At 41.0% G+C, this 23535-nt stretch carries 12 protein-coding genes; 2 read left to right on the forward strand and 10 right to left on the reverse strand.

All coding sequences use genetic code 11. The features are described from left to right. Nucleotides 1-7: 7 nt before the first annotated feature. The 9 genes from DSM02_RS12490 to DSM02_RS12530 form a co-directional block, all read right to left on the reverse strand. On the reverse strand, nt 8-2407 hold the full coding sequence (locus DSM02_RS12490; protein WP_128765955.1) for an ABC transporter permease: 2400 nt from the start codon (nt 2405-2407) through the stop codon (nt 8-10). A gap of 24 nt (nt 2408-2431) precedes the next feature. Further along, complete coding sequence (locus DSM02_RS12495) at nt 2432-4852, reverse strand: ABC transporter permease (RefSeq protein ID WP_128765956.1); 2421 nt, start codon at nt 4850-4852, stop codon at nt 2432-2434. Between the two features lie 24 nt (nt 4853-4876). Then, nucleotides 4877-7348 (reverse strand): ABC transporter permease, encoded by a 2472-nt coding sequence (locus DSM02_RS12500; protein ID WP_128765957.1) that lies wholly within the window; start codon nt 7346-7348, stop codon nt 4877-4879. Between the two features lie 52 nt (nt 7349-7400). Beyond that, nucleotides 7401-9773, reverse strand: a complete 2373-nt coding sequence (locus DSM02_RS12505; RefSeq protein ID WP_128765958.1) for an ABC transporter permease — start codon at nt 9771-9773, stop codon at nt 7401-7403. 83 nt (nt 9774-9856) lie between these two features. Next, nucleotides 9857-12253 carry an ABC transporter permease gene (locus DSM02_RS12510; protein WP_128765959.1) on the reverse strand — a complete coding sequence of 799 codons (2397 nt, stop codon included), beginning with the start codon at nt 12251-12253 and terminating at the stop codon, nt 9857-9859. Between the two features lie 59 nt (nt 12254-12312). Continuing rightward, complete coding sequence (locus DSM02_RS12515) at nt 12313-14670, reverse strand: ABC transporter permease (protein ID WP_128765960.1); 2358 nt, start codon at nt 14668-14670, stop codon at nt 12313-12315. Nucleotides 14671-14694: 24 nt separating this feature from the next. After that, nucleotides 14695-17097: an ABC transporter permease gene (locus DSM02_RS12520; RefSeq protein WP_128765961.1), complete on the reverse strand. Its 2403-nt coding sequence runs from the start codon at nt 17095-17097 to the stop codon at nt 14695-14697. A gap of 90 nt (nt 17098-17187) precedes the next feature. After that, nucleotides 17188-17892 (reverse strand): ABC transporter ATP-binding protein, encoded by a 705-nt coding sequence (locus DSM02_RS12525; RefSeq protein WP_128765962.1) that lies wholly within the window; start codon nt 17890-17892, stop codon nt 17188-17190. A 57-nt stretch (nt 17893-17949) separates the two neighbouring features. Beyond that, nucleotides 17950-19203 carry an efflux RND transporter periplasmic adaptor subunit gene (locus DSM02_RS12530; protein ID WP_128765963.1) on the reverse strand — a complete coding sequence of 418 codons (1254 nt, stop codon included), beginning with the start codon at nt 19201-19203 and terminating at the stop codon, nt 17950-17952. 205 nt (nt 19204-19408) lie between these two features. Between DSM02_RS12530 and DSM02_RS12535 the strand changes: the two genes are divergently transcribed. Continuing rightward, a complete protein-coding gene (locus tag DSM02_RS12535; protein WP_128765964.1) occupies nt 19409-20755 on the forward strand; it encodes a sigma-54-dependent transcriptional regulator in 1347 nt (448 codons plus the stop codon). Next, nucleotides 20745-22088 (forward strand): sensor histidine kinase, encoded by a 1344-nt coding sequence (locus DSM02_RS12540; protein WP_128765965.1) that lies wholly within the window; start codon nt 20745-20747, stop codon nt 22086-22088. The genes DSM02_RS12535 and DSM02_RS12540 overlap by 11 nt, the downstream gene beginning before the upstream one ends. Before the next feature lie 81 nt (nt 22089-22169). On the opposite strand, the gene DSM02_RS12545 is transcribed toward DSM02_RS12540, so the two are convergent. Continuing rightward, on the reverse strand, nt 22170-23525 hold the full coding sequence (locus DSM02_RS12545) for a hypothetical protein (protein WP_128765966.1): 1356 nt from the start codon (nt 23523-23525) through the stop codon (nt 22170-22172). Nucleotides 23526-23535: the final 10 nt, after the last annotated feature.

The raw sequence follows: 23535 nt of genomic DNA on the forward strand, positions 1-23535 counted from the left end.
TGATGAGTTATTCGGTCCGTAAGGATTTTACAGGGTTTTGTAATGCGGCTTTGATCGCCTGAAAGCTTACGGTAACAAAGGCTATGAGTACAGCTGCCAGCCCAGCAAGTCCAAAAATCCACCAATGTATAGAGGTGCGGTAATTAAAATTTTGCAACCACTCACTCATAATCCAATATGCAAAAGGGGATGCCAGCACAAAGGCAATACCTACCAGTTTTAAAAAGTCTTTGGAAAGCAGTGCCGTGACCCCGGCAACACTCGCGCCTAGTACTTTACGTACACCGATTTCTTTGGTGCGTTGCTCTGCCATAAAAGCCGCCAGGCCAAATAATCCCAAACAGGCAATGAAGATGGCCAAAACCGAGAAAAGTGTCGCGGTACGAGCCGTACGCTCTTCTGAAGCATACAATTGCGCCACATGCTTGTCTACAAAGGCATAATCAAAAGCGGTGTTGGGTAAATTCTCGTTAAAGACTAGCTCCAGACCTTTGATCAATTGCTGCAGATTCTGAGTATTGTATCGTATCAACAAGGTGCGTATGCCTTCCGGAGCGTCATTGGCTTTATAATACATATACCCGCCGCTGTCTTCTTTGAGTGAATTGAAGTTGAAATTCGCAACGACCCCGGTGATGATCGCTTCCCCACCCAGCTCTGTATTTATCAGCTTTCCTATTGCATCTTCAGGAGATTTATAATTGAGATAGCTGAGTATTTTTTCATTGATCAGGGTGTAGACCAGCGAATCTCCCTCGGGAATGTTTTGAGGTAGTTCAGCGCCTGCAAGAAGCTTCAACTTTAAGGTTTCAACCACGTTACCTTCAGTACGGCAACTGGCGATGGGCATTCCGGTTTGATCGGTACTCAATCGGCGTACAGACCTCCCACTCTCATCAGCCCCGGGAATGGATTGCACAGCGGCAATACCTTCAACGTAGGGTTTTCGGTCTAAAGCATTTTCTAAATTTCTGATCTGCTGCTTACTTTCTGCAGATTTTATCGAAACTGCCACCACTCCATCAGGATTGTAACCCAGATTTTTATTCTTTATAAAATCCATTTGCTGAATGATTACCGTAACCGCAATAATGAGAACGATAGAAGCCGCAAACTGAAAAACCACAAGGCCTTTTCGCACAAATTCAGAAGCGGTATGCTTTTTTCTGGACTTATTTACCAGAGAAAGCGGCGAAATACCGGTCATCGATAGCGCAGGATAACTGCCCGCAAAGAGTGTGACGATCAACCAGATTAAACCCAGTCCAATTAAAATAGGCGGAGCTAACAAATCCTCGTAATTCAAGGCGTTACCCGTAAAACTTTGAAACCACGGTAATATCAGGAATGAAACCGCGTAGGCCAATACCACTGCGATACAAGCCAGGATTGCTGTTTCTACATAAAACAGAACAAGCATATGCTTTTGAGTCGCGCCCAAAACTTTATTTACTCCAATGCTCTTTCTACGCTTTCTCGAATTTGCAGTGGCCAAATTCATATAATTGATGCAGGCAATTACCAAGACCAAAACAGACAGGAATATCAGACTTCTAATAGTTGTGATGCTTCCCAACCGGGTTGCGTAGCCATCGCGTATACCTGCCGAATACAGGTGTATTTTTGTAAGCGGTTGCAGGTAAAACTGCGTGAAATACTGTCCTTCTTTAGGCACATAGGCATCGATTAATTGGGTAGCCTGAGTTTCAACCTGAGCGACCTGAGCCTGTGGCTGCAGCTGTACGTAGGTTTCATAACTGGCATTGCTCCAATACACATTAGTACCCATCCAGGAATCCAAAATATGATAGATCATATCACAGTCTATCACACTATTTTCGGGCAGGTCTTTATACACTCCTGAAACCTGAAGTGTATCCCGGTTGTTTACCGTTATGAATGCTCCCAAAGCCGATTTTCTACCAAAAAACCGTTCCTTCGAAGTTTTAGAAATCACAATAGAATTCGGGTTTGCGAAAGCATTTTTAGCCTCACCTTCTATAAACTTGAAGTCAAACATCTCAAAGACGGTTGAATCTGCGAGGTAAAGTCTGTCTTCTGTAAAATTCTTTGCCCCTATTTTTAAGGATGCCGTCACCCCAAAATCATCTTTGATAAGCCGGGTCATCTTTTTAACCTGTGGAATATCTTTTACCATCGCCGGTCCTACTGCATTGGGTAGTTCGGCCCAGGTCTCAAAGTTGTATTCTTCAGAAGTCTCCATATTTACGCGGTAAATATCGGGAGCATGTGAATACATTTTATCAAAGCTGAGTTCGCTATTTACAAACGAAAACAGCACGATACACACGCATAAGCCCACTACCAGTCCTATGATGTTTAACACCGTAAACAAGCGGTTTGCTTTGATATTCCGCCAAGCGATTTTGATATAGTTTCTAAGCATAGCTGATTGATTTTGATTGATGAATTATTCGGTACGCAGGGACTTTACCGGGTTAGCGATTGCGGCTTTAATGGCCTGAAAACTTACCGTCATAATCGTGATGATCAAAGCAAATCCGCCAGCAATGGCAAATACCCACCATTCTATAGTTATTCGGTAAGGGAAATCCTGAAGCCATTTTTGCATTATGAAATAGGCGAGTGGTGTTGAAATTAAGAATGCCACACCTATGAGCTTTATAAAATCTTTTGTTAATAAGCGAACTACATTTTGAATGCTTGCGCCCAGTACTTTGCGAATACCTATCTCTTTTTTCTTTTGTTCGGCTATAAAAGAAACAAGACCGAAAAGACCTAAACAACTTATTAAAATTGCCAAGGAAGTAAATACGGCAGAGATTTTACTCAATCGCTTTTCTTCTGCATATAATTTTTCGACTTCCTTATCAATAAAATTGTAAACAAAAGGGGCGTTTGGATTTATTGTTTCCCACGAAGTTTCAAGATTTTTTAAAAGTGTCTTATAATCCTGTGTTTCAGCCTTAACAACTAAATAACTCGGTTCTGTTTCGTTATAAAGAAGCAGCGGTTTTATTTTATCTTTTAAAGCCCCAAAATTATAGTTTTCGGTGACGCCTACAATTTCAAATTCTTGAGTTTGACCGCCATAATTATTTACGAGTATAGCACCGATAGCTTTATCAAATGGAATTTTAAATGCATCAAGGGTAGCTTTGTTAACCAATATCTGATTTTCATCTTTGTCATTAAGTGTCCTGCCCGCCAGTAATTTGGTGCCTACAGTTTCGAGATATCTTGAGCTCACACCGTTATAATGAACTAGGGTCCTATCAGCCAAACTTGCGCCAGGAAGTATAAGTCCCATATCTCCAAATATAAATTCTGAAGGATAATAGTTTGTACCCGTAACTTCCTTAACCCCTTTTACTTTTCTAAAGTTGGTGTTTATACTATTAAATCTTGCGGAGATGTCTTGCGTACCTAATTTTACCGCCAGTAGACTTTCTTTATCAAAGCCCATATCCATTTTTTGGGAATAGTTTACTTGTTGCGTAATTATTATTACCCCTGAAATTAAACTGATAGAAATCACAAACTGAAAAACTACCAGCACCTTACGGAAATAGCCATTACCAAAATTTAAGTTCACTGAAGTTTTTAAAACTTTTATTGGCTTTATTGACGAAAGTATGAGTGCAGGATAAATACCGGCAACGAGCCCCGTGAAAATTCCCAAAGCTGCAAGTAAGGCCAAAATACGCCAGTCCAGAATACTGAAGTAGCTAATATCTCCTTGTGTCAGCGTGTTTACAAAAGGTAACGCAACTAAAGTAAGAGGAATACTAATTAACGAGGCAGAAATTGAAAGCAAGACAGATTCTCCTAAAAACTGGCGGATCAAATCACCCTTTTCTGCACCTATGGCTTTACGCACACCAATTTCTTTAGCTCTTTTATTTGCCCGTGCTGTACTTAGATTCACAAAATTGACACACGCAATTAATTGAATAAAAAACGCTAAAAGGAGCAATAAATACAGGTAATTGATATCTGAAACGGCATCTATTTGGTTTTGAATGCCTTTTGAATATAGATGAATATCAGTTACCTTTTGAAATTTTAAGGATTTATGGAAGCCCACCTCTGCAAAATCTTTAGCGCCATGTTTTTGCAAAAATTGAGGAATTTTTGCTTCCAGTTTTTCAATACTTGAGCCAGCCTTTATTTTTAAATAGCTCATTGTGAAATTTTGTGTAGCAAAGTTTTGAATTTCTAGTACGCTTTTGCCCAGCCCATTAGAATTCATGGTGAGAATATAATTGGGGTTTAAATGCGTTTTACTAAAATCTTCTTTAAAAACCCCTTTTATAGTAAGCCTATGCTCTTGCTCCCCACTTCCTAAAATCAATGTTTTATTAAGTGCGCTTTTGCTTCCAAAAAGTTTGGTAGCTAATGCTTTTGAAAGAACAATTGAATTGGGTTGAGTTAAAGCCCCTTCTGCCTTACCTTCACTAAACGGAAAATTAAAAACCTTAAAAAACGTAGAATCTGCTAAATACCCACGCGTTTCGTAAAATGCTTCATCAGTTTCCGGGTTTCGTAACAATCCATCGTTTCCAGATCCAAAATAAACCACCCTACAGGCCTCTGCAACTTCTGGAAAATCCTCTTTCATAGCAAAAGCTATAGGAGGTGAAACTCCTGCGGAAAGCGCCCCATCGTCATGTTCCGCGATTGATGTATTTATCCTGTAAATCAATTTAGCATCTGCAAAATCCTTATCGTAACCAAACTGTGCTGTAACATAGATAAGTATGCTCAGGCAGCAAACCGTGCCCACCGTTAACCCAAGCAGGTTTATTGAAGTCTGTAGCCTATTCTTTTGTAAGCTTCTCCACGCGATTTTGATATAGTTTCTAAGCATAGCTGATTGATTTTGATTGATGAATTATTCGGTACGCAGGGATTTTACCGGGTTAGCGATTGCGGCTTTAATGGCCTGAAAACTCACGGTTATTAAAGCTATAGCCAGTGCCAAAGCACCTGCTGCTACAAATGCCCAGATGGGTATGTCTATTCGATAGGCAAAATCCTGCAGCCAACTATCCATGGCTAACCAGGCTACCGGTACTGCAAGGATTAACGCCAGTAAAACCAACTTTAAAAAGTTAATAGCTAAAAGTTTTACGATGCTGCTTACGCTGGCTCCTAATACTTTACGTACACCTATTTCTTTCGTGCGTTGCTGTGCTGTAAAGGCGATAAGACCAAATAGTCCCAGACATGCAACAAAAATGGCAAGTATGCTAAAGCCCGTAAATAAGGAGGCTAAGCGCTGATCTTCCTGATAGGCGTAAGCCAAATCTTCATCTAAAAACGAATATTCAAAAGGAGTACTTTCCAAATAACTTTCCCACAAATCCTGCACCTGACCGATTACTTTCTTAGTATGCTCTCCGGATATTTTAAGGCTGATAAACGAAGTACGGGTATCGTAACTCTTTGATTCTTCAGCAAAAAGGGCAAATGGCTCAATGGGAGTATGTAAGGATTCCAGATTAAAATCTTTTAAAATACCTACTACCGTGTAATATTCCATGTTACCGCCGGGATAGCGTATTTGCTTTCCTATAGGATTTTCCCAACCTATTTGAGCGGCAGCTGTTTCGTTAAGAATAACCGATAGCGAATCTTTAAACTGCTTATCAAAGCCTCGTCCGTCAACGATTTCCAAATCCAGCGTTGGTATAAATTTATCGTCTACCAGATACGAACTCAGTGAAATATCAGTTGCAATATGGGGTTCGTCAGCTGTGGGTTTTGGGGTGTAGAAATCCCCAAAATTCCCACGGGTGAGCATCCCACTCGAACTGCTTGCTGCTTCTACACCGGTTAACGCCGTAAGTTCTTTTTTGAAACTAGCCAGACTGTTCCCCAGAGTTTCGGCATTGTTAATGACCAAAACATGATCTTTATCAAAACCCAAATCTTTTTGTTGGGCATAACGCAACTGACTAAACACCACCAGGGTGCAAATGATCAGGGTGATCGCAATTGAAAATTGAAAAACAACCAACCCGTTGCGGATAAAACTGGATTGGGTTGTTTTACCCACTTTTCCTTTTAAGGCTCGTATAGGATTGAAGGATGTAAGGAAAAATGCAGGATACATTCCGGCTAACAGGGTGGTAAGGACTACAACAGCTAGTATTAGCAAGATTAGATTTCTATTGAAAAATGCCTGAATATCAAGCTCTTTTCCGGTCAACCCGTTAAACATCGGTAAAATCAAGAGCACCGTGATAAAAGCCAGTAGTGTGGCACAAAAAGTATAACAGAAAACTTCGGTCATAAACTGCTTAACGAGCTGTTTCCGTTGCGATCCTAAGACTTTACGAATCCCTATTTCCTTACTGCGTTTTACAGCCTGAACGGTAGAAAGGTTCATAAAATTCACGCAAGCCAGAATGATGATAAAAAAGGCGATGATGCCTAAAATATAGAGGCTTTTAACATTGTGCTGCTCGGTTATGGAAGACGTAATTCCCTGAGAATACAAATGAATATCCGACAAAGCTTGTAAGTGCAGTTCCCAGTAATTTCCCTTCTCTATAAACTCCTCAAAAGGTTGCCCTATACGCTCAAACGCGGGTGCTGCCTGTACCTTGAGCATCTCCGGAAATCGGGATTCCAGATTCGCCAGGGTCGCCGGATTCGCACTTGCCTGTGAGGTGAGCTTTACATAAGTCGCCATATTGAGCCATACCCAACTCCAATTGAAATAGGTGACCTCATTAAAATTGGCTACCGGCATCAGGATGTCAAATTTTACCGAAGCCGGATAGCTGGTGAGATCTTCAAACACTCCGGTCACTTGTAAGGGTTTCCCAGAGTCCCCATATGCCAATGTTTTACCCATAGGATCTGCATCGCCAAAGTATTTCTTTGCGATTTGTGGGGTAATCACAATACTGTTGGGCTCCTGCAAACAGGTAGTAGCATCCCCTTTTTGCAAGGGATAGCTTAGAACTTCTAAGAAATTAGGATCAACAGCAAGAATTTCAGATTCATTAAAAACTTTTGTATGCGTCGCGTTTGTGTATGCTAATTTGGTATTGTCGGGTTGATAAATGCGCGTTGCGCTTTCAATTTCCGGAAACTGATCTACTAAAGCTTGCCCGGCAGGTGGTGGTGTGTATCCCGCATAAAACGTGTTGTCCCCCATTTTGCCTTTCATATTCACTCGGTAGACTTGCGCCGCCTGATCAAACTGGGTATCATAAGCCAGCTCATTCTGGATGTATAATGCAATGAGTATCACCGATACTAAACCAATGGTTAACCCCAAAATATTAAGCACACTATTGGTCTTGTATCTTAAGATATTCCGCCAGGCGATTTTGATGTAGTTTCTAAACATAATTCAATATTACTTTTAGTGTTCCTAATTCCCCCTTTGGGGGTTAGGGGGCTCATTCAGTTCTCAAAGACTTTACCGGGTTAGCTACTGCGGCTTTGATGGCTTGTATACTAAGGGTAAGCATCGCAATACCTATGGTTAGGGCCCCAGAAAGAATGTAAAGCCCATAGGGTTCGGCAATTTTATAGGCAAAACCCTGCAACCAACTCGTGGTAAAATACCAGGCTATAGGCAAAGCAATACAAAGCGCAATGCCTATTAGTTTTAAAAATTTAACTGACAGCAGGTAGGTGATTTGAACAATAGATGCACCCAGCACCTTACGTATACCTATTTCCTTTTTACGCTGTGCAACCATAAATACTGAAAGTCCAAAAAGTCCCAAACAGGAAACCAAAATGGTTATCGCTGAAAAAATATTGAGTATAGCTGCGGTACGCTGTTCACTCTTATACAAGTTTTGATAGTCATTGTCCAGGAACGAATACGACAAGGCACTATCTGGGTTGAATTCGGTCCAAACTGTTTGAATTGCCGCTAATCCTTGACTTGTACTGCCTTGAATTTTAGCTAATATTTTTGCCGTCCAGTCATACTCTGCAAAGAGTACCACAGGTGAAATACCCTGATGCAGGGAAGCAAAGTTAAAATCTTGCAATACGCCTTTGATAAAGCCCTTTCTACCGTTAAGATTTACGGCTTCTCCTATGGCCTCTTCAGGGGTTAAGCCCAATTGATCTACTGCTGTTTTATTCAGCATAAACGCATAGACCCGCGCTTCTTGGGGCTGTTGAACCTGTAGTTTATCACTTTCATTGAAATTGGTTCCCGCGATCAAGCGCATTCCCAGTGTGGTGATATAATCTTTATCTACCGGCGCAGCTGTAATAGACATCCCGCTTTCCTGACCGTTAACCTTCATGCTGTAGCCCCCTTTCATATCAACTGGAGTATCTGAAGAAGCGGTTACCTCATTAATGTATTGAGAGGTTACTAATTTCTCTTTAAAAGATTCAACGGTATTCTGGCTCATAGAACTGGCATCAACCACAACGACATTAGACCGGTTAACCCCGGTATCGGCCTTACTTATAAAATCCAGTTGCTTCTTAGCTACTAAAGTGCCTATGATGAAGATAATGGAAACCGCAAACTGAAAAACAACCAGAAATTTTCGTAAACTGGCGGTATTAGTTAGTGATGTGGCGTTATTCTTTAAGGCATTTACCGGTTTAAATCGAGACAACACGAGTGCGGGCCAACCGCCTGCCAAAAGCGCTGTGGTAAAAAACAACAACACAAGGGTTAGTACAAAGTACGTCCCGTCCCAACTCGTGAGACTTATATTTAACGTAGTGAGCTTATTAAAAGCAGGCATCAACGCGATTGCGATCAGCGTTCCTGTGCAAACAGCCAATATGGTTAGTATAGCTGCCTCTGTCAAAAATTGAATGATTAGGCTTTGACGCGAAGCACCCATAACTTTACGAACACCTATTTCCCGAAGTCGTTCAACAGATTTTGCCGTCATTAAATTGGTAAAGTTTATGGCAGCTATCGTCAATAACAACACCGCTATTACCCCAAGTATGAATAAATAAGTCTTTAGATTTCCAGAAGCCGCGCTAGAAAGATGATCTTCTGTGAGCGGTATAAAATCAAACCGCATCGTAAAGCCTCCTTTAAAATCGTCCTGAAACTGATTTTGCACATAGGCATTAAATTTCTGTTCGGCTTGGAGGCGTTGTTCTGGTGTTTTTAGAAGTAAATAGGAGTGATCGTTTGCTGAATTCCAAATTTCCTGTTCTGAGCGCTTATTGGACAAGTAGGAGCCTGCCAAATCAAACTGAAGGGATGAATAAGGTGGATTATCCTTAACGACCCCGGTAACTTCCCAAATCTTATCATTAATGACAATAGATTTCCCTAGTGCGGGCTGATTTTTAAAATACTTCTTTGCCGTACGTTGCGTAATAACAACAGTATTGGGCTTGTCTAGTGCCGTACCCGGGTTACCACTTATAAAATCAAAACTGAAAATATGGAAGATCGAAGCATCGGCAAGTAACATGTTGCCTTCAGTAAAGTGGGTATTGCCCACCTCGACCTCACGACGGTCATACCTGTAAATACGTACAGCATCTTCTACCTCATAAAACTCACGCTTCGCAACGGGAGCAACCGCTGTGGGCGTATTACGGGTATGGGTCGCCTCTACATCAGATGGGGATTTATAACTGTAGTTTACAAAAACAATACGGACTGCCTTATCGTTAAAACGGTCGTACCGTAATTCGTTAAGAATATAAGTCCCTAAGAGCATAAAACATGTAACGCCCAGTATTAAACCGAAAAGACTTAAGGTAGTGGTCATCTTGTTCTTCCAAAGATTCCGCCACGCGATTTTGATATAATTTTTAAGCATAATTCATGAGCATTTTATTAGCAATCTTATTCATCAATTTCTGCTGCCCTAATCCTGAAAATCTGCGGAACAGGCAGTGAGGGCTATTGAGTTCTTAAGCTTTTCACAGGGTTAGCAAATGCTGCTTTTAGCGCCTGAAAGCTTACCGTAAACAAGGTAATCCCCAATGCTCCCGCACCTGCCGCGATAAAAATCCAAATGGAAATCTCGGTGTGGTACGTAAATTTCTGTACCCAATTATGCATTAAATAATAGGAAACGGGAGCTGCGATAAGCAGTGCAATAAACACCAGTACTAAAAAATCTTTAGACAAAAGCATCCAAAGATTAGCAACTGATGCGCCCAGCACTTTGCGCACTCCTATTTCCTTGGTACGTTGTTCTGCTACAAAAGAGGCTAATCCAAATAAACCGAGACAACTTATTACTATTGCTAGTGCGGTAAATACTTTTGCAAGACTTGCAATACGATCTTCTTCAGCAAATTTCTTCGCATATTCCTGATCTATAAAATCATAATGAAAAAGGGCATTGGGAAAGTGTTCTTTAAAAACTTTCTCTACCGTCGCTAAATTTTCACGCATGCTGTTTTCCGGATTCAGGCGCAGATTCCAATAACTGGCATTATTAAACCCATCAAACATATAAATGGCTTGTTTCACGGGTTCATAGGGAGATTGCACCACCATATCTTTCATAACACCTATAATTTGTAGTTTACGCATACCGCCCTCATTACTACCTTGTGTAAGGTATTTGCCCACAGGATCCTGCAGTCCCATATAGGCTACTGCAGACTCATTTAGAATTACCGCGGTAGAGTCTGTTGGAAACTCCCGGGAAAAACCACGTCCCGCAGCCATTTTAATTTTTAAGGTCTCCACGTATTCGTACGAGATCTGTGTATAGGCAAGGTCTTCTTGAAAACCTTCAGGCTTACCTTCCCAGCCATAGCCGCTTTGATTAGACCACACCTCAGTTGTTGGGCTGCTTGAAGTTGCCATTTCTAATACGGCACCCGATTTTTTAAACTGGTTGCGCATCATATCATGCTTCCCTAAAAACTGATTACTCATCACAGGGATTTGTATCAGGTTTTCCGTGGTGTATCCAGTAGGTCTGTTTTTGCTGAAATCAATCTGCGACATAACGATAAGCGTTCCAATAATCAGAGCTGCTGAAACACTAAACTGGGTTACCACAAGTATTTTCCGCGGAAGGGTAGCCAGTTTACCCACTTTAAAGGTTCCTTTCAAGACTTTAATAGGTCTAAACGAAGACAAATACAAAGCAGGATAACTTCCTGAAACCAGAGCGGTAAAAGCTATGAAGAGTAAAATTACTACCCAAAATACCAGATTGCTCCACGGAAAGGTAATGGCTTTATCTGCTAATGTGTTAAAGGGCTTTAAAAATACTAGCGTGATTGCCAATGCCAGAATACAGGCCATAATCACGACAAGAAAGGATTCGGTTAAAAACTGCTTTATAAGTTGGTTTTTTGTAGAACCTATTGTTTTGCGAATGCCTACTTCAATAACTCGTTTCTCACTTCGTGCAGTCGCCAGATTCATAAAATTTATACACGCCAATAGCAACACAAATGCCCCAATTATCCCAAAAAGCCACACATTCTCAATACGACCACCGGTTTGAACACCATCTTCAAAGTTTGAATGCAAATGCCATTCTCGCATAGGAAATAAAAACAACTGTGGATTGAACGGTGCTACCTCTGCATCACTCTCTTTTTTGACCGAAGTAATTGCAGCACTTGCACTTGCCAGATCCACCCCATCGGCCAATTCAACAAAAAGCTGAAAAGAGTTGTTTCCCCATTGATCTATCGACGATTCAATCCAATCTTTTTTTGCATAAAGTGACCATGGCATAAGATATTCCATATCCTTAAAATCATTTCCTTCAGGGATATCTTCATAAATCGCACTCACGATCATATGGTCAACATCATTTACTTTAATGATTTTACCCATCGCATTCCCGGCACCGAACATCGTCTTCGCAGCCGTTTGAGAAAGCATAATCGCATTAGATGATTTTAAGGCAGCAGCATCTCCCTGTATTATTTTAAGGTTGATCATCTGGGTGAATTCTGGCTGAACAGAATATCCGTCAAGTGAGATTGCAGTCTCTTTATAATTAAAATTTCTACTTTTTGACCAGGAAGCCATGCTTAGATACTTAAACTTAGATTCAAAGTTTTCTCGAAGTGCAAATTCTAAAGGCCGCGGTATTGCGGGCCCGGTTTGGGTCTTGCCATTAAAAGTCTGTGACTGGTATACCTGAGCAAGTCTCGGTTTGTTCTCAAAATAACTGTTGAAATTAACCTCATCTGCAACCCAAAGTCCTATCATCAACGTAACGGCCATTCCTAAAGCAAGGCCAAAAATATTTATGGCAGAATAGCCTTTGTGTTTTAAAAGGTTTCTAAAGGCAATGTTTATATAGTTCTTAAACATACTGGCTTGATTTTTTGATTGACGCTTTTAAAGTATCTCCTTACTATGACTAATTATTTCTACTCTGTCCTTAAACTTTTTACCGGATTAGCAATTGCTGCTTTAACCGCCTGAAAACTCACCGTTAACAAAGCAATTCCTATGGCAACAAATCCTGCAAAAACAAATACCCACATATTTATTGAAATGCGATAGGCGAATCCCTGTAACCACGAGTACATTAAGTACCACGCCAGCGGAACGGCAATAAGTAGCGCGACCAACACCAGAACTATAAAATCTCTGGATAATAAGCCTACAATACCGGCAACAGTAGACCCTAAAACTTTGCGTACCCCTATTTCTTTACGACGCTGCTCTGCGGTATAAGCCGAAAGCCCAAAGAGACCTAAACACGAGATTAATATTGCAAGCAGGGCAAAAATGCGGGAGAGATTCCCTATCAATTGTTCGCTTTTGAAACGGGCATCAAAAGCATCATCAACAAAGCGGTATTCAAAAGGATACCCGGGGTTGTATTCTTTTAATGTTGACTCAATGCTTCTCAAAACCTCGGTTGTAGCGTATTTTGGGTTTGTTTTTAAATACATGTACTGTGCTTCAGGGGGATAATTATAAAACATAACCGGATCACTGGTTCCGTACATGTCGCCGTATAAATAGTCATTAGTCACCCCAATGACGGTATACATATCCCCGTACCGGTCTATAGTCTTGCCCAGTGCACTACCAGTGCCCATCAATTGTGCAAAAGATTCGGTAATGATAACGTGTGAACTGTCATTTACAACTACAGGACTAAAACCACGTCCCTCAATCAATTCGATTCCCGCTGTTTTAAAATACTCCTCATTTATGTATCTATAAGAAACAAGTATATCTTCAGTACTGCTCCCTCCCTGCCATCTTAAACCAGAGCCGTTATTCCCAGCAGAAAGTATATTAGAATTTGACAATCCTAAACCAGTAATCATCCCTGTATTTTTCAAACCTTCTGCTATAGCCTTTCGGTTTTTGATCAAATCTCCATTTGCAGGTATCTCGATCAGGTTGTCCTTATCAAGTCCTAAATCGCGATTTTTTACATGTTGTACCTGCTGGTAAACCAGTAACGTACTAATGATAAACACTATTGAAATCACAAACTGGGTAATGACCAGCCCTTTGCGAATAAACCCGGCTCCCTTAGACTGAATTCGGTTTCCTTTAAGCACGTCAATAGGTTTAAAAGAAGAGAGGTAGAACGCAGGGTATAAACCGGCAAATATCCCACAGGTTAGGGTTATAGCTAAAAGCGAAAGCAGATGCGATGGTATAGTTAAACCCAAAGCAAGTTGTTTGTCTATTAGCGCGTTGAATGCCGGAATAATGAGGATCAAAACTAAAACACTTAATACAGCTGCAAATATTGCAGTCATCAGAGCCTCTGTAATAAACTGAAAAATTAATTGCTGTTTGTCTGAACCTAAGGTTTTACGCACGCCTACCTCATTGGCACGCTTCTCGCTACGGGCAGTGGCTAAATTCATAAAATTGATGCAGGCAATAACTAAAATAATAAGCGCTATAAAACTGAACAACCGCACATATTCTACGCGACCACCTACCACTTCACCATCTTTAAAGTCGGATCGTAAATGCCAGTCTGCTGCCTTATGTAAGATAGCTTTGGTGTCTTCATCGCCGGTTTTGGCTGGTAAGATGTGTTTGACTTTTTCATTGACGCTATTGAAGTCAGCATCCGGTGATAGCTTTACAAAGGTCTCTGTAAAATTGCTGCCATATTCCTGCGTCCAGGGTTTGTCGTATGTAAAATTTTCAAATGGAACCAACCAGTTAAAACTATAGGTCGTATTTACCGGCAGGTTTTCAACCACACCGGTTATTTGAAAATTGTCCTGTTGATTAATCCGGATTACTTTTCCTAAAATATTGGTTGGATTTTCAAAAAGAATTTGTGCTACCTCTTTTGTAATTACAATACTTTCTTTCATCTTGAAAGCATCAGTAGCATTGCCCTCTATAAATTTCAAATCAAACAGATCAAAAATATCTGGATCTGCATAGGAACCGGCACTGCTTATTGAAGAGGAGTTTACGGTAAATAGGAAATCTCTATTTCGCAATCTTGCAGCTTTGGTAATTTCCGGAATTTCAGTTTTTAAAGCTGCGGCTAATGGGCCGGGTGTTGCTTGAAAAAAAGTACGAACCTGTCCGTCGTATTTTTGATTGGTGGGTACGCTGTAAACCAGTTCCTGATCTGTGACAATGGTGTCAAAGCTCATTTCATCTTCTACCCAAAGCAGGATCAAACTGGCACACGTGATCCCAATGGCCAGTCCAAAAATATTAAGCGCACTGTAGCCCTTTTTCTTCCAAAGGTTTCTAAAGGCGATTTTGATATAATTTTTAAGCATAATTGATTGTTTTTGATTGATGAATCATTCGGTACGTAACGACTTTACTGGGTTAGCAATAGCTGCCTTAATAGCCTGAAAGCTTACCGCTATAATAGCCGTAATTAAGAGCGCAGCACCCGTTGTGACATATACCCACCAACTAATCATAGTTTTGTAGGCAAAACCATCTAACCAAGAGGTCATCAAGTACCAACCCACGGGCATCGCAAAAACAAAAGCAATGCACACCCATTTTAGGAAATCTTTGTTCAATAACGTTAGGATTTGAAATACCGATGCCCCACTTACCTTTCTAATCCCGATTTCTTTTCTACGTTTTAAAATTGTGTATGAGGAAAGACCGAAAAGACCGAGTGCAGCAATGAAAATGACGAGCCCAGTAAAAATTTGAAATGCAGTAGTGAACTTTTTATCCTCTTTATACTGGGAGTCAAATTTTTTGTCCAGAAAGGTATAGTCCATGGTGCTTTGTGGAAAAATAGTTTTCCACTTCTTCTGTATGGCTGCAAGACTTTTTGCTATTCCTACTGCTGAATTTTCACGCGTATTTATTTTCACCAAAATATTATCCATCCCAAAAACCTGAACAATCATTAATGGTTCGATCTTATCTTTTAATCCAAAGTGGTGATAATCTTCAACAACCCCTGAAACCTTCCAGTCCTGACCCCAAAAATTTACCGTCTCCCCCACAAGTTCTTCAGGATTAACATAGCCCAGTTGCCTGGCAAATGTTTCATTCATAACAATATTCTCCCTACTTGGCAAAAAGGCCTCGCCTGCTGCAAAGTTTAGATCGAGCGTTCTAAAATATTCAGGCGTCGCGCTATAGAGATAGAACAATTGGCGCTCATCAGTCTCACCCTTGGGGCTCGTGATCCCAACAGTTGAAGAAAGATTGTCATACCCATCACCCGGATAGGTACTGGATCGAGAAACCATATCCACAAACGGTAATTTTTTGAGCTCACCTTCCAGAGTTTTAAATTTTTGTTTTGTTAAAGAGTCGGTTTGAGATTCTAATATTTCACCTTGGAGCGCAACTACCTGAGCAAGGTCAACCCCTATGGGCTGTTCCCTTAGAAAATTGAGTTGTTTGACCACAACCAATGTTCCAATAATTAGGACTGCAGTAGCAAAAAACTGAAGTGTGATAAGCCCTTTACGTATCCCAATGCTTCCGCGATTGACCTGTACTTTTCCCTTTAGTGCTTTGACCGGAGTAAATCCACTTATTACAAAGGCCGGATAAAGCCCCGCCACAATGCTCCCGATTAGAATAAATCCAAAAATAGACAGTGCCCCGGAGTAATTTGTAAAATCAAGTTGCAGCGGCTTACCAACAAAATCATTAAAAACAGGCAGCAGCAGATAAACCAATAATATTGCCAAAAGGAAAGCAAGAACATTGAGTACAAAAGATTCCGTTAGGGATTGCAGCACCAACTGGCCTCGATTGGCTCCGGCTACTTTTCTCACACCTACTTCGCGAGAGCGTTCCAGTGATTTTGCTGTTGCTAGATTGACGTAGTTTAGCCAGGAAAGAATAAGGATCACAAAAGCAATGGCAGAAAGAAAACGAACACGCTTTACGCTTCCGTTAGCTTCTGCTTCATAAGGCTTATCAGAGTACAAATGAATGTCTGACAGGGGTTCTATATTGTGTCTTTCATCTGGGTCTTCTTCAAAATCACTAGCCATTATCTTTGCCTGTAAAGATTTGGTATCAGCCTGGTCACTCACCTGAATGTACGTGAAGAAATTGTTCTGATTCCAGTTCAATTCGGCCTGCCCAGACATCGCATCCCAGGTTTTTATGGTTTCAAACGAGATGAAAAAATTCATCCTCAAGTGTGTATTTTCCGGAATATCTTCAATAACAGCGACCACCTCCATCAAACTCTCGCTTCCATAAAAAACAGACAAGGTCTGACCGATAGGATTTTCGTTTCCAAAAATCTTTTTAGACAGCGACTGTGTAAGGATTATGGTATTGGGTTTAGAAAAATCTTCTCGCGAACCTTTAAGCAACGTAGGTTTGAAAATATCAAAATAGGTAGGATCGGTCAATGAACCGTTGGGCTGCTCGATCACTTTTTCTCCACTTATAAATGTAACCTTTTCTAGACGATACAATCTGACCTGCTCCTCAATTTCGGGGAATTCACTTTTTAAAGTAGGACCCGTGAGATTGTAGGTTTGTGCATCGCCGGGAACATACTGCCCACCTTCAATATAATCCATGTATACCCTAAAAATATTTTCAGATCCGTCAAAAGTATCATAGCTCTTTTCGTAGTTCACATAAAGTAAAATCACAATGAACGCCGCTACACCTAAAGCAAGTCCAAAAATATTCAGAAGCGAGAACGACTTGTTTTTCAACAAATGTCTAAAAGCAATCTTGAAATAATTTTTGAGCATAACTGATAAAATAGTGGGAGTGATTAAGTCCCGGTTTTGATGGATTGTTTCGGCTGCTGCCGATTGATGAATGAATCCCCTAAGGAAATCTTAAACTTCTAAGGTTTTACTTTTATACTCTGAAAGTATATTTTCAGTCACCTTTTGCCCGTCTAGCATTCTAATAATGCGGTGACTGTATTTGGCGTCGTGCTCACTGTGCGTTACCATAATGATGGTGGTACCGGCTTCGTTGAGTTCCGTAAGCAAATCCATCACCTCATTCCCGTTACTGCTGTCCAAATTACCCGTAGGTTCATCAGCAAGAATGAGTTTAGGATTATTCACGACTGCACGGGCCACGGCTACACGTTGTTGCTGTCCTCCAGATAATTGCTGCGGAAAGTGTTTACGACGGTGCATGATTTGCATTTTCTCAAGCACTTCGTCTACGCGTTTTTTACGCTCTGCTGGTTTTACACCGGTATAAATCAACGGAAGCTCTACGTTTTCAAAAACGGTGAGTTCGTCAATCAGATTAAAGCTTTGAAAAACAAAACCGATGTTATGCTTGCGCAAATCGGCACGCTTACGCTCGTTAAAACCGGCTACTTCAATACCGTTAAAAATAAAACTGCCACCGTCCGGGTCATCCAGAAGTCCCAGGATGTTGAGCAAGGTTGATTTACCACAACCCGAAGGGCCCATTACGGCAACAAATTCACCTTCCTGCACCTGAAAAGACAGTTTGTTGAGGGCAATGGTGCGCACCTCTTCGGTGGCATAATACTTTTCTAAGTCTGTTATTTTAATCATCTAAGAAAGAATTAGGTTTATAAATGCTAAGATTAGTGTTATCATCGTTTTTTAGTTTTAATCTTGAAGTACCAGTTCCTGTACTTCTTCATAATTATCGTAACTGCTGGTGATCACCCGGTCTCCAGGTTCGAGTCCGCTTAAGACTTCATAATATTCGGTGTTCTGGCTACCCAATGAAATGTCAGCTTTATAGGCGGTACTTCCGTCTTCACTTACTTTAAAAATCCAGTTACCACCGGTTTCCTGAAAGAATCCACCTTTGGGAATTAATAAAGCTTGTTTTTCCTGGCTAAGCGCAACACGAATCTGTAGTGTTTGCCCGCGGCGTATGCCCTCAGGCACTTCAGATTCAAATTCCATATCTACCTGAAACCTTCCGTTTGTCACTTGAGTGTATACTTTTTTGATTACCAGCGTGTAGTTTTTTCCGTCAAAATCAAACGAGCCTTTTTGACCCGTGTAAATTCTCGAAATGTAATGTTCGTCTATGTCAACACGTACTTTATACCCGCTCAACACGTCGATTTGCCCCAGCCGCTCCCCTTTATTTTTAGACTGGCCAATCTCAGCATCAAGTGAAGTGAGTTGCCCGTCAACCGGCGCCCGAACCACCAAATCGGCTACCTTGCGACGCATCAATTCTAAAGCATTCTGGGTACGTGCATACGAGCTTGAAACCTGATTTTTTTCCTGTTTCACAGCGATAGAATCCTGAGCCAGAATTTGCTCTGCCAGCTGCATACGTTCCTTCTGGTAGTTGTAGTCATTTTTTGATTTAATCAAATCCTGTCTTGCTATCGCATCTTTATCGTAAAGCTTTTGATTGAGTTCGTACACCCGTTTAGCTTCGATGAGGCTATTCTCCACATCGGTATATTGATTGAGTTTCACAATGGTATTTTGACGCGCGGCATTCTGCGAAATCTGCATTTGGGTCAACAAGTTATATACCTGGGTTTCCTGATTTACAAGGCTTAATTCCAGATCGGTATTTGAAAGGCGTAAAATGGGTTCGCCTTTTTTCATCACCGCGCCGTCTTCTACAAACTTTTCTTCTACGCGACCACCTTCAAGCGCATCAAGATAAATCGTGGTAATAGGCATCACCACCCCATTCACCGGAATGTTTTCCTGAAAAACATCTTGCTTAACCGTTGCGATGCTCAGACGCTCTTTTTGTACATTGAGTTTTGAATTGCCTGTAGTAGATAAGATCACAAAAATAATAAGTGCAGCTAAGGCAATACCGCCTGCGATCATCAGTATTTTTTGAGTGGTAAAGCGTTTCTTTTCTAAAGGGATATCCATAAAATGATTGTTTGCACCTGTTTACAAAGCAATACCGTGCCACAGTTTTAACCTGCTGATTATTAGTTTTTTAAAAATAAAACCCTTATTAAAAGTGTTCGGTTTTGATACACTTCATGTACGCTGCCGATACACTTTTGGTACAGCTAAAAATTAGCCCAGTTCTACGGGTTGCTCAAAAGTCGAAAATTGTAATATTGTAAGTATGCAACTCAAAGACGCTCACATACTGGTTATTGACGATGATGAAGACGTACTTACGGCACTGCGGCTTTTACTCAAACCACAGGTCAAACAGGTCGTGGTCGAAAAAAACCCAAATGCACTGCAGGCTATTTTGAGCAAACAGGATTTTGATCTGGTGATTCTCGATATGAATTACAACGGACTCGTCAACACAGGCAACGAGGGTATTTTTTGGCTCAATAAGATCAAAGCCTGGAAACCGGCCACAGACGTGATGCTGATTACGGCTTATGGCGATATAGACCTTGCCATTCGTTCCCTTAAAGAAGGTGCTTCTGACTTTTTGGTAAAGCCTTGGAAGAACGAAAAACTACTCGAGTCCATGGCCGAAATCTTATCCAAAAAGAAAAAACCCGGTAGTCAACGAATCAAACTGGAGTCTGATACTCAGATCATAGGCGATAGCGAACCTATGCAGGAGGTGTTTGTAAAGCTTAAAAAAGTGGCCCCTACCGATGCCAATGTGTTGATTTTGGGCGAAAACGGAACCGGTAAAGACCTCATTGCCCGATCCATTCACGAAAATTCCCTGCGTAAAAACCAGCCTTTTGTAAAAGTGGATGTAGGAGCGCTTACCGAAAGTCTTTTTGAAAGCGAATTGTTTGGTTACAAAAAAGGGGCTTTTACCGATGCACGGGAAGACCGCAAAGGTCGTTTTGAAGCTGCACACGGCGGCACCCTTTTTCTGGATGAAATAGGTAACATCAGCCTTCGGCAGCAAGCCAGACTGCTCACGGTTTTACAAAACAGGCAGGTAACTCCGCTGGGGTCAAACGAGTCGGTACACATTGACATCAGGCTTATTTGTGCAACCAATATTAGCCTTACCGATCTGGCTGATGAAAGTAAGTTTCGCAAGGATTTGATCTACCGCATCAACACCGTAGACCTGATGATTCCGCCCCTACGCGATCGCGGTACAGACCTGAGTCTTTTGGCTCAGTATTTTGTAAAAAGCTATGCCGAAAAGTATGGCAAAGCAAGCTTCAGTCTGGATCCCGGTTTTATAAAAAAACTAAAAGAACACGCTTTTCCCGGTAACGTCCGTGAACTGCAATATGCTTTGGAACGCGCTGTGATCATGGCCGAAGGTTCTGTCTTAAGTGCCGAAGATTTAGCCTTTTCGCCCATAGAGCAACAACCGGAAACCGAACTCAAACTCAAAACAACCAATCTGGATGCTGTGGAGAAAAACACCATCCTCAACGTGATTGAGAAAAATAAGGGTAATATTTCTAAATCGGCCAAAGAACTGGGCATTACGCGTACCGCGCTTTACCGCAGACTCAACAAGTATGATCTATAAAAGCTACATCGCTGCCTTATTGCTGTGGGTATTGCTTTTACTGGCGGGACTTACGGGACTGGCCTGGGGTATTGTAAATGCCCATATCTATTTTATTTTAGGAGGAGGAGTCTTTACCCTATTTGTACTGTTTAACCTTTACCGGTTTTTGACCAGGCGTTTTGTTGCCATGGATGATTTTTTTGAAGCGGTAAAATACCGGGATTTTTCGCGCTGGTTTTCTGAAAAACACGGTCCGCAGGACATTCGCCGGTTGCATAAAGGCTTTAACAATGTCAATAAGACGATCAAGGCCATCAACAATGAGCGGCAGGCGCAGTTCGTTTATTTACAGAAAATACTGGAAATGGTAGATGTGGGCATTATCGCCTACAATCTGGATAGCGGCCAGGTGCTATGGGCAAACGAGTCGCTGCTCAACACCCTCGATTTGCCCAACTTTAAAAACATCGGTTTTGTTGAAAAACGCAGGCCTCAGCTGTATGACGAACTTTTTGACACCTACCGTAACGAAGCAGTTTCGACAGCAATCACCTTGCGCAACGAGAACTTAAAAGTCTTGATTTCCGAAACGGTTTTTCAGGTAGAAGAAGATGCGTTTAAACTTGTGGTGCTGCAAAATATTGAAAATACGCTCAACCAAACGGAATCAGATGCCTGGAAAAAACTCCTGAGTGTGATGACCCATGAGATTATGAACAGCATTGCACCCATTTCGTCGCTTGCCGAAACCCTGCAAAACCACATTCAAAACAACCAGCAAAATGCAGCATTACATCCGCTGGAATTGGACGATCTCAATGCAGGTATCAGCAGCATAAAAAAACGCAGCGAAGGCCTGATGAAATTTGCCAAGACCTACCGAAGCCTCAGCAAAGTCACGCACCTTAATCTGGAAACCGTTAAGGTGGGCGAACTCTTTAAAAGCATCAGCGATTTGATGCAGCCCTCACTCGCCGACAAACATGTTAGTCTTTATTTTAAGACTGAAAATCCTGAAATGCTTTTTGAGATTGACAGTTACCTTATTGAACAGGTATTGATCAATCTGATCCTAAATGCGATTGACGCGACTCAAGAGGTAAAAAATGCCAAGATCGTAGTCACGGCTTCTCAAAACAGTAAGGGCAAAGTTCAAATCAAGGTTAGAGACAATGGCAGCGGTATACCCGAAGAAATACGCGAGAGTATTTTTATTCCCTTTTTCAGCACAAAGAAGACTGGTAGTGGCATTGGCTTAAGCTTAAGTAAACAGATTATGACCCTGCATAAAGGTAAAATTCAGCTGCAGAGTGATGCCGATAATGGAACCGAGTTTACGTTGCAGTTTTAAAAATTTAAAACTAGTATCAAAACAAAACCCCCTCGATAATCGAGGGGGTTTTTGGTAATAGAGGATCAAGGCTTTTTATTCCTAGAATACCCCGATAAAGTGGCTTCCTTCTACATTTACAAGTTCAGCTCCTTTAGTAACTTCACCAGTTTCAGTATCTACAACATAGATATTACCATTCTCTCCTACAGGAGCCTGAGTAACATAGATATCGTTTCCATCAACAACAAAACCTTGATATTGGAATAAATAGAAATCTGGATCGTAAGGAATATCGTTTATTTTCTGAGCAGTTTTTGCATTCAAGTCAACTAAAGCAAAGAACCCTTGCGCTCCGGCTACACCTTCTGCAGAACCATCATGACGGTAAGCAACAACAGCTTTTCCGTTAGCTGCAGGTCTCCACGCTAGTATGTAAGCACCTTCAATTCCCAATGCGTCATCTAAATTAAAGACATAAGAATCATCATACTTGTTGTCTGCCCCTATTTTTAAAATATGAGATCCTTGTGGATCGCTCTGATTAGCCTGATATACGCTTCCATTATATTCAAAAGCATTGATACTGCGGTATCCATTTGTATTACCTGTACCTACTTCTGAAATAATTACTGTCGGGTTCAATAAAGAAGGGTAATCTAAAACTATTGATCTTGATTCAAGCATTTCAGCATTTCTATCACGCTCTCCAGTTGTAGGATCTACTTTGCTTAAACGTGCGCCAATGTATAATTTATCACCTGCGGCATTTAAAGTAGGCATATCTATTCTACCTATGTAGTAACCTTGAGATTCTAATTCATCACTTAAGCTAATACTGTGTTCTTGAAATTCTTTAATCAAAGAATTTTCTAGATCTAAGGTTACAATCCCCATTTTTGCTTCAGTACGTAAATAAAAATCGTCTGTAGCATCATCTGGAGTATCATTATCACTAATTTCATTTTCGGTAGAAACATATACAGCAGCACCCGTTTGATCTCCATCAAATAATTTAATCCATCGCGGTGCAGAACCTACATAAGGCTCTATACTTACTGCAGAACCGGTTTGAGCAAAATTCTGCCCTCCATTTACTGTATACTTGGTGTAATTCCCACCAGTATCACCGGCATAGCTAATGTTAAAAATAGTGTTTCCATCTTGAGAAGATTGTAATCTTGCTGTTCTGTTAGAAGGTACAATAAATCCGTTATCAAAAGGCTCTATTGATATCGAAGGGTCTTTAGCATCTTCAGCGCTTACTGAATAAATAAGAGTTCCTCCATTTCCATCTCCCGGGTTTTCACCCATTCTGGCAGCAGCAACGGTAATCCATCTGGAATCTGTTCCATTTTCAATTTCTTTTACGGCATCATCAGTATCACAAGCAGTAAAAAGTCCTGCTGTAAGAGTTATTAGCGTAAATGCTTTCCAATTTAGAAATATACGTTTCATTGTTTAGTAT

It is taken from the genome of Leeuwenhoekiella polynyae, from assembly GCF_004104075.1.
Taxonomy (GTDB): Bacteria; Bacteroidota; Bacteroidia; order Flavobacteriales; family Flavobacteriaceae; genus Leeuwenhoekiella; species Leeuwenhoekiella polynyae.